This window comes from Halanaerobium sehlinense (genome assembly GCF_055379485.1).
The window spans coordinates 1,968,952-1,983,008 of record NZ_AP042442.1 but is presented as its reverse complement, the minus strand read 5'-3'; the positions used below and the strand labels follow the sequence as shown (position 1 = coordinate 1,983,008).

11 protein-coding genes are annotated in these 14,057 nt (G+C 32.0%); 10 read left to right on the top strand and 1 reads right to left on the bottom strand.

Going from position 1 to position 14,057, the window contains the following annotated elements:
• Positions 1–64: 64 nt before the first annotated feature.
• The 7 genes from ACZ446_RS09705 (at position 65) to ACZ446_RS09675 (ending at position 9,711) form a co-directional block, all read left to right on the top strand.
• On the top strand, positions 65–1,987 hold the full coding sequence (locus ACZ446_RS09705; RefSeq protein ID WP_464392363.1) for a sucrose-specific PTS transporter subunit IIBC: 1,923 nt from the start codon (positions 65–67) through the stop codon (positions 1,985–1,987).
• A gap of 9 nt (positions 1,988–1,996) precedes the next feature.
• Positions 1,997–3,478, top strand: a complete 1,482-nt coding sequence (locus tag ACZ446_RS09700; RefSeq protein ID WP_464392362.1) for a glycoside hydrolase family 32 protein — start codon at positions 1,997–1,999, stop codon at positions 3,476–3,478.
• A gap of 362 nt (positions 3,479–3,840) precedes the next feature.
• Complete coding sequence (locus ACZ446_RS09695; protein WP_464392361.1) at positions 3,841–5,139, top strand: sensor histidine kinase; 1,299 nt, start codon at positions 3,841–3,843, stop codon at positions 5,137–5,139.
• Between the two features lie 21 nt (positions 5,140–5,160).
• Positions 5,161–6,669 (top strand): response regulator transcription factor, encoded by a 1,509-nt coding sequence (locus tag ACZ446_RS09690; RefSeq protein WP_464392360.1) that lies wholly within the window; start codon positions 5,161–5,163, stop codon positions 6,667–6,669.
• A 128-nt stretch (positions 6,670–6,797) separates the two neighbouring features.
• Positions 6,798–7,778 carry a TRAP transporter substrate-binding protein gene (locus ACZ446_RS09685; protein ID WP_464392359.1) on the top strand — a complete coding sequence of 327 codons (981 nt, stop codon included), beginning with the start codon at positions 6,798–6,800 and terminating at the stop codon, positions 7,776–7,778.
• Between the two features lie 94 nt (positions 7,779–7,872).
• Positions 7,873–8,421: a TRAP transporter small permease gene (locus ACZ446_RS09680; protein ID WP_464392358.1), complete on the top strand. Its 549-nt coding sequence runs from the start codon at positions 7,873–7,875 to the stop codon at positions 8,419–8,421.
• A complete protein-coding gene (locus ACZ446_RS09675; protein WP_464392357.1) occupies positions 8,422–9,711 on the top strand; it encodes a TRAP transporter large permease in 1,290 nt (429 codons plus the stop codon).
• Between the two features lie 156 nt (positions 9,712–9,867).
• On the opposite strand, the gene ACZ446_RS09670 is transcribed toward ACZ446_RS09675, so the two are convergent.
• Positions 9,868–10,878: an SDR family oxidoreductase gene (locus ACZ446_RS09670; protein WP_464392356.1), complete on the bottom strand. Its 1,011-nt coding sequence runs from the start codon at positions 10,876–10,878 to the stop codon at positions 9,868–9,870.
• Positions 10,879–11,124: 246 nt separating this feature from the next.
• Between ACZ446_RS09670 and ACZ446_RS09665 the strand changes: the two genes are divergently transcribed.
• From ACZ446_RS09665 to ACZ446_RS09655, 3 genes are all read left to right on the top strand, one after another.
• On the top strand, positions 11,125–11,394 hold the full coding sequence (locus ACZ446_RS09665) for an ACT domain-containing protein (RefSeq protein ID WP_464394392.1): 270 nt from the start codon (positions 11,125–11,127) through the stop codon (positions 11,392–11,394).
• Positions 11,395–11,454: 60 nt separating this feature from the next.
• A complete protein-coding gene (locus tag ACZ446_RS09660) occupies positions 11,455–12,813 on the top strand; it encodes a DUF711 family protein (protein ID WP_464392355.1) in 1,359 nt (452 codons plus the stop codon).
• Between the two features lie 65 nt (positions 12,814–12,878).
• A complete protein-coding gene (locus ACZ446_RS09655; protein ID WP_464392354.1) occupies positions 12,879–13,958 on the top strand; it encodes an aldose epimerase family protein in 1,080 nt (359 codons plus the stop codon).
• Positions 13,959–14,057 lie beyond the last annotated feature (99 nt).

Below are 14,057 nucleotides of genomic sequence, written 5' to 3'. Positions count from 1 at the left end.
TGTCTAATTTGGGATCGTTCCCAAAAAATAAAATTAGATAATATAAAATTCAAGGAGGATTATAATGAATTATAAAAAAGTTGCTGAAGAAGTAATTGAAGCAATAGGTGGTAAGGATAATGTTGATAGTGCTGCCCATTGTGCGACCAGATTAAGACTTGTTTTAAAAGATGAAGCTAAAAGTGATCAAAGGTTAGTCGAAAATATTGACGGTGTTAAAGGAGCTTTTGTTAATTCAGGACAATTTCAGATTATAATTGGTCAGGGATCAGTAAATAAAGTTTACGCTGAATTTATAAAGATTGCAAACATATCTGAAGCAAGTAAGGGTGAAGTTAAAAGAGCTGCAATGAAAAATTTAAATCCTGCTCAGCGTTTTGCAAGAACTTTGTCCAATATTTTTGTTCCAATTATTCCTGCAATTGTAGCAAGTGGTTTGCTGATGGGGCTCTTGGGAATGATGCAGACTTATGGCTGGGTTAATTCAGATAGTGGCTTTATAACTCTGCTGGATATGTTCTCTAATGCTGCCTTTGTCTTTTTACCAGTTATTGTAGCCTTTAGTGCTGCCAAAGAATTTAATGCGAACCCTTATCTGGCATCGGTCTTAGGTGCAATTATGATTCATCCAGCTCTGCAGAATGCATGGACCTTAGGTGGCGGAATTGAACAGTCAATTGATGTTTTTGGAATCAAAGTAGGGATGGTTGGTTATCAGGGGACAGTACTACCAATACTGGTGGCAGTGTGGTTTTTAGGTTATGTAGAGCGAAGCTTTAGAAAAATTGTTCCTGATGCTTTAGATATTATCCTGACACCATTTTTAACAATTTTGACTTCGGGCTTTGTTTCTTTAATGGTGGTTGGCCCGGTTATGCGTTTAATTGGTGAAGGTATTTCAACAAGCCTGCAGGGGATTTATGATACAACAGGTATAATTGCAGGTATGATATTTGGAGGTCTTTATTCAACGATAGTTATTAGTGGTGTTCATCACAGTTTTCATGCTATTGAAGCAGGATTATTATCTGAAGTTGGTGTTAATTTATTTTTGCCAATCTGGGCAATGGCTAATACAGCTCAAGGTGGTGCAGCCCTGGCAGTTTATTTTAAAACTAACAGAACCAAAATGAAGGCAATTGCTTTACCAGCAGCCACCTCCTGTTTGTTAGGAATTACCGAAGCAGCTATTTTTGGTGTTAATTTAAGGTTGGTTAAGCCTTTTATTGCTGCAGCAATAGGTGGTTTAATAGGGGGAGCTTATGTAGTTTTAACTAATGTTGGAATGACAGCTTTGGGTTTAACAGCCTTGCCAGGAATAAGTATAGTAGAATCTGGTTCTTTAGTTAATTATATTATTGGAATGCTCTTGGCTTTTGGTGGCGCTTTTATATTTACCTGGATAATTGGTTTTGAAGAAGAACCAGCTGCCGAAGATATAATTGAGGAAGATAATAAAACACAGTCTCAAGCATTGGAAAAATCTGTGGTTAATAGTAAAATAAAATCAGATAAAAATAAAGCTGATGCTAAAGTAGAAGAACTTTTTTCACCCATTAACGGTGAAATATTAAAACTATCAGAAGTTCCGGATCCAACCTTTGCTCAAAAAATGCTGGGAGATGGGATAGCGTTCAGACCGGAAAAAGGAAAAATTTTAGCTCCAGCTGATGCAGAAATAGTAAATTTATTTGATACTAAACATGCTGTTGGTTTAAAGACTGAATCTGGTGTAGAAATCCTAATTCATATCGGTTTAGATACAGTTCAGATGGGTGGAGAGGGTTTTGAAGCCTTTGTTGAACAAGGAGATAGTGTAAAGGCAGGGGATAAATTAATTGAAGTTAATTTAGATTTAGTAGAAGAAAAAGCAGAATCAATTATAACTCCAATGGTAATTACAAATACAGCTGATTTTACTGAGATAAACAATTTAGCAGCTGGGAGCGTAAGTTTTGAAAACAAAGTATTAGAAATCAAATTTTAGGTGGTTAAGATGAAAAATGAAATAGAATTAATAGAAAAAGCAGAACAAGCTATAGCTCAAAAGAAAGAAATAGTGGAAAATGACTATTATCGTTTAAATTATCATATTATGCCGCCAGCTGGCTTGTTGAATGATCCAAATGGGTTTATTCAATTTGAGGATGATTACCATCTTTTTTATCAGTTTTATCCCTTTGATACAGTTCATGGAGCAAAATTTTGGGCACATCTAAAAAGTAAGGATCTTGTAGAGTGGCAGGAGCTTCCTCTAGCTCTTGCTCCTGCTCAAGCATATGAAAGCCATGGCTGTTATTCTGGCAGTGCAGTTAATAATCAAGGTGAGCTGACACTGATGTACACTGGAAATGTAAAAGATCAGGCTGATAACCGTCAAAGTTATCAGTGTTTGGCAGTCACAGAAGATGGTATTAATTTTAATAAATTAGGTCCTGTAATCAATGAGCAGCCTCCTGGTTATACTGCTCATTTTAGAGATCCAAAGGTCTGGAATAAAAATGGTAGCTGGTATATGGTTATAGGAGCTCAAAATAAAGATGAAAAAGGGAGAGTTCTCTTATATAGATCAAAAAATTTAAAAGACTGGATTCTATTGGGAGAGATCGTAAATAATAAGATACAAAATTTGAATGATTCTATTTATATGTGGGAATGTCCAGATTTGTTTAGTTTAGCTGAGAAAGAAATTTTAATTGGTTCACCTCAGGGAATTAATCCTGAAGGAGATTTATATAATAATATTTATCAAAGTGGTTATTTTGTAGGAAAACTTGACTATGAAAAAGCTGAATTTGAGCATCAAGAATTTATAGAATTAGATCGTGGATTTGATTTTTATGCGCCTCAGACAACACTGGATAATAAGGGGAGAAGAATTTTAATTGCCTGGATGGGAGTTCCAGATCAGGCGGAAAATTATCTTGAAAAAAACAATGATTGGATTCATGCATTGACTATACCGAGAGTTTTAAAACTTAATCAAGAAAATAAATTAATTCAGAAACCTGTGCCAGAATTAAAAAAACTTAGAACAGATAAAATAAGTCATCAAAATATTAAACTTAAAAATAAAGAGATTGAATTACAAGGGATTTCAGGCCAAAGTCTTGAATTAATTGTAGGTTTTGAAAATGTTAATGCAGATAATTTTGGTCTAAAAGTTAGAAGTTCATATTCTGGCAGAGAAGCATCAATAATCTCTTATAATCAAAAAAAAGAAAAATTAACCTTAGATATGAGTAATTTAGATAAAGTGGGCAGAGGACAGCGCAGCTGCTTTATAAAAAATAGTAAAAATTTAAAACTGCATTTTTTCATTGATATTTCTTCAATAGAAATCTTTGTAAATCAGGGAGAAGAAGTTTTTACAAGTAGAATTTATCCTAAACCGGAAAGTACAAAAATTAAGTTCTTTGCTAAAAATGGTGAGGTAATAATAAGAAATCTTAAAAAGTGGCAGCTTAAAAAAAGCTAAATCTTTAACTTTGAATTTTATTGTAAATATTTGTGATTCCAAGAGCCTAGTCCTAAAAGGTCGGGCTCTTTTTGTGATTTAATCAAATTATATTTTGACACTTTAGTAATTAAAGTAGTATCATAATAGTAGTCTTTAAATAATTTGTTAGTATGCTTTTGGAGGTGTTAGTTATATTTTCCAGAATTATCGACTTTATAAAAGAGCCCAAGAGGTCAATTCGAAGTAGAATAATAAGTATTTTTATAATAATAATTATAATATTAAATGTAGTTTTTTTTCTATCATTTGTTCGACGAGATAGAGAGATAGAAATTTACCAAAAAAATGTAGATGTAAATTTTAAACTTAACCAGTTATCTTTGAAAATAACTGAAAACTCACGCCATTTTGATCAATATTTTCAAGAAAGAAGTGATGAAAATCGTGAACTTTATCAGGTTTCACGAACTGAGATAGCAAAATTGATGACTGAAATTGAGGACGAAGTTAGTCGAGATCAAAAGAGCCGAACATTTTATAGAAATCTTAGTAATATGTTAGAATATCATGATCAGCTGGCATCAAATTTATTTAACTCTAATGTTTTGAATCAGAGTACTTATCAGACTTTAACTGATATTGATATTCTTTACTCCTATTTGAACAGCCATACCCAGAATCTAATTAACTCTTATCTTGCTTATCACAGTAATAATTATGTTGACTTACTTCTGGATACTCAAAATAGAACTAAAAATATTTATTTCTTTGTTGTTATAATAAGCATAGCTGTTTTTATTTTTGCTGTGTTAATGGCAAATAATATTTTAGAAACTATTGAAAAATTATCTTCATTTGCTCGATATCTTTCTTTGGGACACTGGGAGATTGATAATATAGAAGAAATAAATTATAGAGAATTAAATATTTTAGGACAAACTTTTAATTTAATGAAAAACAATATTAGAAAATATATCAAAGAGTTAAAAGAAAAATCAGAGCTTGAAAATAAACTTAACCAGGAAAAAATGCAGAATATAGAAAAAGAAAGACTGCTGAAAGAATCTCAACTTTTAAATCTGCAGATGCAGATGGATCCCCATTTTTTATTTAATACTCTAAACACAGTTTCGAGGACTGCTATGTTTGAAAATGCAGTGAAAACCCAGGAACTTATTATTGCAATTTCTAAAATAATGAGGTATAACTTGGATCATAAAGGTAAAATGGTTGAATTAATTAAAGAGATAGAAGTTTTAAAAGCTTATCTAACAATTCAGGAAACTAGATTTAAAGAACAGATGAATTTTGAAATTATAACTGCAGGCGATTTATCCAACATTAAAATCCCGCCAATGATTATTCAGCCTATTGTTGAAAACTCTATAATTCATGGCCTGGCTGATATCGACTCAGAAGGTAAGGTTTTAATAGATATTAATAAAGAAAAGCATGATTTAATAATTAGGATTATAGATAATGGAGTTGGAATTAAAGAGGAAAAATTAGTAGATATTCTAAAGCAGGATAAAAAAAATAAAAATAGTAAAAGAGAAAGTCTTGGTCTTTTAAATGTAATCAAGAGGTTGAAACTACAGTATGGTGAAAATTTATTAAATATTAATTCAAAAGTTAATAAAGGCACAGAAGTAATAATTAAAATTCCTATTGATAAATAAATGTTTTTGAAGGAGGATATAATGGTAAATATCTTAATAGCTGAAGATGAACATTTAGAAAGAAAAGCAATAAAATTCTTTCTCAACAAACTCTATGATCAGGAGATAGAAATAAGAGCTGAAGTTAGTAATGGGGAAGAAGCAGTTTTTCAGGCCTTAGAAAATGATGTTGACTTAGTTTTAATGGATATTCAGATGCCTAAGATGAGCGGTTTAAAAGCTGCAGAAATATTGAAAGAAAAATCTCCAGCAGTTGAGATTATTATTTTAACTGCTCATAGTGAGTTTGATTATGCAAGAAAATCAATTCAAATTGGAGTTAGTGATTATTTAGTTAAACCATATGTTGAAACTGATTTTAAAGATGTAATAGATAAAGCTTTAGAAAAGATCAAAGTCAGCAAGAAGATAAAGGAAAAAGAAAGCAGACTTCTGGCAAAAATAAAAAATATAACACCTGTTTTAGAAAAAGAAATTATTTTAAATATAATTTATAACACTCAATCCTCGTTAACGAATTTCTTAGAACACAAAAAAATGCTTGGTTTAGAAGGAGATAAATATATATTTATTACTGTTAATTTTCAGGATCACAGCAAAATAGAAGATGCTTTTTATCAGAAATTAAGATTTGAATTCAAGAAACTTTTTGCTGGAGTTATTTCATATAATGGTTTAATTAACAGCATATTTATGGTTATTGATGATGACTTAGAATTAAAGTTGGATTCTGATGATTTTAAAGCTATAAAGTATTTGATAGAAAATGAAGGTGCAGCAAATAGAAAAGAAATTAATTTAATAAAAAGTGATATCGCAGATGATTTTAAGCAGGTTAGTAAAATTTATAATCAAACCAAAAAATCTGATAAGGATGAACAATTCTCAATTAATAATTATCCCTATCAAAGTGAGAAAAAAGTTTTTTCTAAAATAATTGATAAAAACAAAAAACTGGCTAAATTAGAATTTAATAAAATATATAGTTATTTAATAAATGAAGAAAAAGGGAATCTAAATAGAATTAAGTCTTTCCTGCATCGATTTTTAATTTTTCTTAACCGCAGATTAATGGAATATTATAATGAAGGGCAGCCATTTCTAGAAATGCAAAAATTAGAGAACGAAATTGATTTAATAAATAATTTGAAAGGATTAAAAATATATTTTGAACGTATACTTGAAGATTTGATTGATGAGCTTTGTGATAATGCTAAAGAACAAAAAGTAGAAATAATTGAAACAGTAAAAGATTATATTAATGAAAATTATAGTGAAGATATTAATTTAGATGACATAGCTGATTATATTTCGTTTAGCAAATATTATCTCAGTAAATTATTTAAAGAAGTTGAGGGTATTAATTATAAAGATTATTTAATAAAAGTTAGGATGGAAGAGGCTAAAACAAGACTTAAAAACGGCGATAAAATAAAAGTTGTTGCCTCAGAAGTTGGTTATTCTGATAGAAACTATTTTAGTAGAGCATTTAAAAAGTATACTGGAATTTCTCCCGGTAAATTCCAGTAATTTAGCTTAAGCTTAAATTTTCTGAAAACAACCAAAAAAATGAATAAGATAACAAATTAGTCTATAGTTTTTGCTTGTTTCTCCTGATACAATGAATTTAGAAAATAATATAAGGGGGAAGAAAAACAATGAAAAAAGTTTTAGTTTTGGTTTTAGCAGGTCTTTTGATTTTTTCTTTTGCAGTCTCAGCTCAGGAAATGACATTACGTCTGGCAGACAATCAGCCTGAAGGTTATCCAACAGTTGTAGGTGCTAAAGAATTTGCACGTCTTGTTGAAGAAAGAACAGATGGTAGAATTAAGATTGAGGTTTATCCTGGTGGAGTTTTAGGTGATGAAAGTTCTACAATCGAACAGGTTCAATTTGGTGCAATTGATTTTGTAAGAACTTCAATCACTCCAATGGCTAATTTTGAGCCAGCTATGAATGTTTTATCTCTTCCATATTTATATCCAAGTGAAGAATATATGTTCCAAGTTTTATTTAGCGAAGTTGGAGAGGGAGTATTAGATGGCTTAAGAGATGCTGGTATTGTTGGTTTAACCTGGTATGACTCAGGTGCCCGTAGTTTCTATACTGCTGATACAAAAGTTACAAGTCCTGAAGATTTAGAAGGATTAAGAATTAGAGTTCAGGAAAGTCAGCTTATGATGGATATGGTTGAAGCATTAGGTGCTTCACCGACTCCTATCGCCTGGGGTGAAGTTTACAGTGCACTTCAGACTGGTGTAGTAGATGCTGGTGAGAATAACTATCCTGGTTGGTATTACAACAGTCACCACGAAGTTGCTCCATATTTTGTTGAAGATGCACATAACCGTATTCCAGAATTAATAATCATGAGTGAAATCACCTGGAATAAGTTAAGTTCTGAAGATCAAGAGATTATTAAGCAGGCTGCTGTAGATTCAACTGAAGTACAGCGTGAAGCATGGGATAAGCGTACTGAAGAAGCTAAGAAATTAGCTGTAGAAGAAGGCGCTACAATTACCACTTTAAATGCTGATCAGAAACAAGCTTTCCAGGATAAAGTTAAAGGTTTATATCCTAAGTACAGTGAAGGTTATGAAGATCTTCTAAACAGCATTTTAGAATTTGAAATGGAATAACTTAAAAAATAATTTATCAATTTAATTTGATAAATATAATAATTAAGGATGGTGGAGGATTTTGTCCTCCACCTCTTAATAAAGGGTGAATTATATGGAAGAAAAAAATGAAAAAAAGGGGATCATTTTATCAACTCTTGATCTATCAGAAAAGCTAATTAGTTATCTGGCAATGATTTTTTTAGTGGCAATGATTATAATTGTTAGTACAACAGTTTTTACCAGATATTTATTTAATTTTACATTTCGCTGGTCAGATGAAGTAGCATTATTGATGATGATCTGGTTTGGTTTTTTAGGAATGGCTTTGGGAGTTAAAAATTCAGTACATTTAAGTATTGAATTTTTTATGAGTCTTTTTCCAAAAAAACAGCAGAAGTATATTTATAAACTTGAAGATATTTTAGTAGGAATATTCGGAGGCTTCATGTTAAAGTACGGCTGGGATCTGTACAATGCAACAAAAGCTACAGTTTTGCCAGCGACACAATGGACCCGTGGGCTTTTATTTATTATGTTTCCACTGGCAGGTATTTTAATTATAATTTATTCTATAGCAAAGTTTTTTGGTATTTTACGTGAAGAACATCTTACTATACAATCTGAATCTATGAAACAAAAAGAAGCAAAGGGGGAAAATTAAATGGATCCAGCAGTTTTCATATTATTAGGCTCATTTTTATTTATGTTATTTATCAGAATCCCCATTGCTTTTAGTTTGGGTCTTTCAACAATGTTTACGGCTTTTTATGTAGGGTTACCCCCAATGGTGGTCATGCAGCAGATGGTAAAAGGGATAAATTCTTTTTCTTTAATGGCAATTCCATTTTTTATCATCGCTGGTGAAATTATGGGTCAGGGTGGAATTTCTGACCGTTTAATAAAATTTTCTAATGTAATTATTGGCTGGATGCGTGGTGGCTTGGCTATGGTTAATATTTTAGCCAGTATGTTCTTTGGTGGGATTTCTGGTTCTTCTGTAGCTGATGTTTCATCAATTGGATCTATCATGATTCCTATGATGGAGAAAAAGGGATTTGATAAAGATTATTCAATTAATGTAACCATTACTTCTTCTGTACAGGGCATTATTATTCCTCCAAGTCATAATATGATTATTTATTCACTAGCAGCAGGTGGAGGTATTTCAGTTGCTAAACTATTCCTGGGTGGAATTGTGCCAGGAGTTCTTTTAGGTATAGCTTTGATGATCTTAAGTTATGCTATAGCAGTTAAGAGAGATTACCCTAGAGAAGAAAAAGTATCTTTTAAAGAAGCTTTAAAAATTACTAGAGATAGTATGCTTGGGCTCCTAACAGCAGTTATTATTATTGGTGGTGTTACAACAGGGGTATTTACAGCTACCGAGTCAGCTGCGATTGCAGCAGTATATGCATTTATAATAACATTCTTTGTTTATAAAGATATTCCAATTAGCAGATTTGTTGATATTCTGCGAAGTTCATTAAGCACTTTAGCAATGGTTGTGGCTATTATTGCAACTTCCAGTGCTTTTGCCTGGATGATGTCATATCTGCAGGTGCCTCAGATGATAACTGATTCGTTACTTCATTTATCTGATAATCCAATTGTTATCTTATTAATTGTTAATCTAATTTTATTATTTTTAGGAACTATTATGGATATGGCACCACTCATTTTGATTGCAACTCCGATTTTACTGCCGGTTGTTAAAAGTGTGGGAATGAATCCAATTACTTTTGGTGTTGTAATGATGCTTAACCTTGGGGTTGGATTATTAACTCCTCCAGTTGGTTCAACCTTATTTGTTGGTTGTTCAATTGGTAATGCTCCAATAGAAGATATTGCAAAATCACTAATGCCATTTTATGTAGTGCTTGTAATTATGGTATTACTTTTAACTTTTGTTCCAGGCTTAACACTATGGTTACCTACTTTCTTGATGGGTTAAGAATAAATTTAGTTTATCAGGGATTAAATTAAAAATTAGATGATATTGAAGCAAATATCTCCTTATTATATTAATATTTGCAAAAAAAGCGGTCCCTTCCCCGGGTCCGCTTTTTTTATAGTTATTTTCAATAATATAAATATAATTTTAAATTTTTTACAAAGATAAATATTTACTCTCATTTTCTTCAATTATTTTATCCATCAAATTATTCCAGTCCTGATCAATATTTTGTAGTTTAGGATGCGAGTCAAACCAATTTATAGATTCTTTAACACCTTTAGCAAAGGGAACAACTGCTTTAAACCCGGGTACAAAACGCTTGATTTTAGAATTATCAAAAACAACACTTGCTGCTTTATCACCAAGTAATTTTCCGATATATATGTCATCATATTCAGCAATTTTTCTTGAGGCAACATGAACCAGTTTTGGATTTTCTACTCCTGCAGCTGAAGCTAAAGCTTTATAAATTTGATTCCAGTTTAAACTTTCATCAGAAGTAATTTGAAAAGCATGCCCCACTGTCTGTATGCTGCCAATTAAGCCTAAAAATGCCTGAGCAAAATCACTATTATGAGTCATTGTCCAGAGAGAGCTGCCGTCACCATGGACCAGTATCTTTTTACCTCTACGCATTCTATCAATTAAAGTCCAGGGAGCTTTAGAACTATTTATAGCAGCTGGAATTGAAGTTTTACCATAAGTATGTGATGGTCTTACGATGGTAATAGGAAAATTATTTTTTCTATATTCAGCCATCAAAATATTTTCACAGGCTATTTTCTTCTGTGAATACTCCCAATAAGGATTAGAAAGGGGGGTTGATTCATCAATTAAATAGCTGGTTTGCGGTTTCTGATAAGCTGAGGCAGAGCTTATAAAAATATACTGATCAGTTTTATTTCTGAAAATTTCTATATCATTTTTAACATGTTCTGGGTTAAAGGCTACCCAATCTACAACAGCATCAAATTTATGGCCCTCTAATTTTTTCGCTGTTTCTTTAGGGTCGCGAATATTTCCTTCAATTATCTTTGCTTTTTTAGGAGCCAGGTGATTATTATTTCCTCGATTAAATAAATATAATTCTATCCCATTTTTTACTGCAAGTTCTGATACAGCCTGGCTAATAGTTCCTGTTCCTCCAATAAATAATACTTTCATTGTTTTTCACTCCTTATATCTATTAAAATTAGTTTATGTCTTATATAATATATTCACTGTAATTTAGATTATTCCTTTAAAATCTAAACCTTTAATGAATTTATGATTTTAATTATTAACTATATTTAAGCACTTTTGTTGTAAAGAAATAAAATAAGTGATAAGATAAATGATAAGAATTATAATTTACTGTGGTAAAGTGATAGAGTTTTACAATAATTATATAATATGGAAAGGAAGATTTATGTGAGAGCTATAATTACTGTTATTGGTGTTGATCGAATTGGAATAATTGCTGAAGTTAGTACACTTTTAGCTGCTGAAAATGTTAATATTTTAGATATTAATCAAACAGTGCTTGATGATTACTTTACTATGACTATGCTTGTTAGTCTGGAAGCACTTGAGATTTCTTTGGAAGAATTAAAAAAAGAGCTGGCAGAAAGTGGAGAAAAATTAGGAGTTTCTATTCGCTTACAGCATGAGGATATATTCCGTTCAATGCACAGAATCTAGAGTTTGTTATTTTAAAAGTTAATTAGATACTAAATTTTGATTTAGAAGGGAAGTGGATTAATGTTAAATACATATGAAATAATGGAAACTATTCGGATGCTGGAAGAAGAAAAATTAGATATAAGAACTGTAACTATGGGAATTTCATTAAGTGATTGTGCAGACAGTAATGGAGAAAAAGCACGAGAAAAAATATATGATAAAATAATTAGTTATGCTGGTGATTTAGTTAAAGTTGCTGAAGAAATTGAAATTAAATATGATATTCCAATTATTAATAAAAGAATATCTGTTACCCCAATTTCTCTTATAGCTGCAGCCAGTGATGATGAAGATTACATAGAATTTGCTAAAACACTTGATCAAGCAGCTAAAAAAGTTGGTGTTGATTTTATTGGTGGATTTTCAGCTCTAGTGCATAAAGGGATGACTGCTGCTGATAAAAAATTGATTGATTCAATACCTGAGGCTCTGGCCCAAACTGAGAGAGTATGTTCTTCAGTCAATATTGGAACTACCAGAGCTGGGCTTAATATGGATGCTGTCGCAAAAATGGGGCAGATTGTTAAAAAATGTGCTGAACTTACTGCAGACAGTGGTGGAGTAGCTGCAAGTAAGTTAGTTGTTTTTGCTAATGCGCCTGAAGATAATCCATTTATGGCAGGGGCTTTTCACGGAGTTGGTGAAGGAGAATGTATGATAAATGTTGGTATTTCTGGTCCGGGGGCGGTTAAAGCTGCTTTAACAAAAGTTAAAGGTGAGCCTTTTGATCAGGTTGCTGAAACAATCAAGAAGACTGCTTTTAAAATCACAAGGATGGGGCAGTTGGTTGCTAAAGAAGCTTCAGAAAAATTAGGTGTAACTTCTGGTATTGTAGATTTATCTTTAGCACCTACTCCTGCTGTTGGTGATAGTGTGGCTCGTATTTTAGAAGAAATGGGAGTAGAAGTTGCTGGGGCTCATGGTACTACAGCTGCCCTTGCTCTATTGAATGATGCAGTAAAAAAAGGAGGAGTAATGGCTTCTTCCCATGTTGGGGGGCTAAGTGGAGCTTTTATTCCCGTCAGTGAAGATGCAGGTATGATAGAAGCTGTAGAAAAAGGAGCTTTAAGTTTGGAAAAATTAGAAGCAATGACTGCAGTCTGTTCAGTTGGCCTTGATATGATAGCTCTACCCGGTAAAACAACTCCAGCCACTATTTCGGCAATTATTGCTGATGAGGCTGCTATTGGGATGGTCAATCATAAAACAACCGCTGTTAGGGTTATTCCTGTTCCAGGTAAAGATGTGGGAGAAGAGGTTGTTTATGGAGGTTTATTTGGCAGAGCTCCAATTATGAAAGTTAGTGAATTTTCTAGCAGTGATTTTATTGCTAGAGGTGGGAGAATTCCAGCACCACTTCAGAGTTTAAAAAATTAAATGTTGTGGAAGGAGTTTCGATTATTGTTGAAAATAATTTATAACTTCTACGAGAGGGGAATTTGATGGGAGAAATTACTATTACTAAAAGAGAATTTTCTGAACTGCCTGATGGAAAGACTGCAGACTTATATACTTTAGAAAATGATAATGGGGTTAAAGTAGAAATCACTAATTATGGCGGTATAATAGTTCGCCTTTTGCTTCCAGATCGAGATGGTAATTTTGATGATGTAGTTTTAGGCTATGATAAATTAGAGCACTATTTTGATGATCCAAATTACTTTGGTGCAATAATAGGTCCTTATGCTAATAGAATTGCTGAAGGTACATTTGAACTAGATGATCAGAAATATCAATTAGAGATAAACGAAAAATTTGATTCTGGTTGCTGTACTTTACATGGAGGAAAAAGCGGTTTTAATTCTAAACTATGGACAGCAGAAGAGATAAAAATCAATAATAGAAATGCTCTTAAATTAACATACTTAAGTAAAGATGGTGAGGGTGGATTCCCCGGTAATCTGGAGACTACCGTTTGTTATTCTCTAACTGAAGATAACAAATTACGAGTAGAATATGAAGCAGAAACAGATAAAGCAACAGTTGTAAATTTAACCCAACACAGCTATTTTAATTTAAAGGGCCATGGAAGGGGAACAATAGAGGATCACCTGGTTTATATTAATTCAAACAAATTTACTCCGGTAAATAATTCGATGATTCCAACTGGTGAAATTAAAGATGTGGAAAATACTCCCTTTGACTTTAGTGTGATTAAAGAAATTTCTAAGGATATTAATCAAAATAATGAACAGCTAAAAATCACTGGTGGCTATGATCATAACTGGATTTTAAATAAAAAAGATAATTGTTTAGAGCTTGCTGCACGTGTAATAGAAACTCAGACCGGAAGACAGATGGAAGTATGGACAACAGAGCCGGGGCTACAATTCTATACAGGTAATGCTGTTTCTGTTAAAGGGAATGCTAAAGATAATAAAGCATATAAAAAAAGAGGTGCTTTTTGTTTGGAAACACAGCATTATCCCAATTCTCCAAATCAGAATAAATTTCCGACAACTATTTTAAGACCAGGTAAAGTTTATAGAACAACAACTGAATTTCATTTTGAATCAATTTAGTTAATTAATTTAGAGAAATGCATTTTAAACTGCATTTCTCTTTTTTTTAGTTAAATATTTAATATTTTAAAAAACTAAAAACTCCCATAAATTTACTTG

What these genes read in the sequence shown, in the direction of transcription:
- ACZ446_RS09655 (WP_464392354.1), top strand. Translation starts at nt 12,879, where the DNA reads ATGGGAGAAATTACTATTACTAAAAGAGAATTTTCTGAACTGCCTGAT.
- ACZ446_RS09685 (WP_464392359.1), top strand. Translation starts at nt 6,798, where the DNA reads ATGAAAAAAGTTTTAGTTTTGGTTTTAGCAGGTCTTTTGATTTTTTCT.
- ACZ446_RS09690 (WP_464392360.1), top strand. Translation starts at nt 5,161, where the DNA reads ATGGTAAATATCTTAATAGCTGAAGATGAACATTTAGAAAGAAAAGCA.
- ACZ446_RS09670 (WP_464392356.1), bottom strand. Translation starts at nt 10,878, where the DNA reads ATGAAAGTATTATTTATTGGAGGAACAGGAACTATTAGCCAGGCTGTA.
- ACZ446_RS09700 (WP_464392362.1), top strand. Translation starts at nt 1,997, where the DNA reads ATGAAAAATGAAATAGAATTAATAGAAAAAGCAGAACAAGCTATAGCT.
- ACZ446_RS09705 (WP_464392363.1), top strand. Translation starts at nt 65, where the DNA reads ATGAATTATAAAAAAGTTGCTGAAGAAGTAATTGAAGCAATAGGTGGT.
- ACZ446_RS09675 (WP_464392357.1), top strand. Translation starts at nt 8,422, where the DNA reads ATGGATCCAGCAGTTTTCATATTATTAGGCTCATTTTTATTTATGTTA.
- ACZ446_RS09680 (WP_464392358.1), top strand. Translation starts at nt 7,873, where the DNA reads ATGGAAGAAAAAAATGAAAAAAAGGGGATCATTTTATCAACTCTTGAT.
- ACZ446_RS09660 (WP_464392355.1), top strand. Translation starts at nt 11,455, where the DNA reads ATGTTAAATACATATGAAATAATGGAAACTATTCGGATGCTGGAAGAA.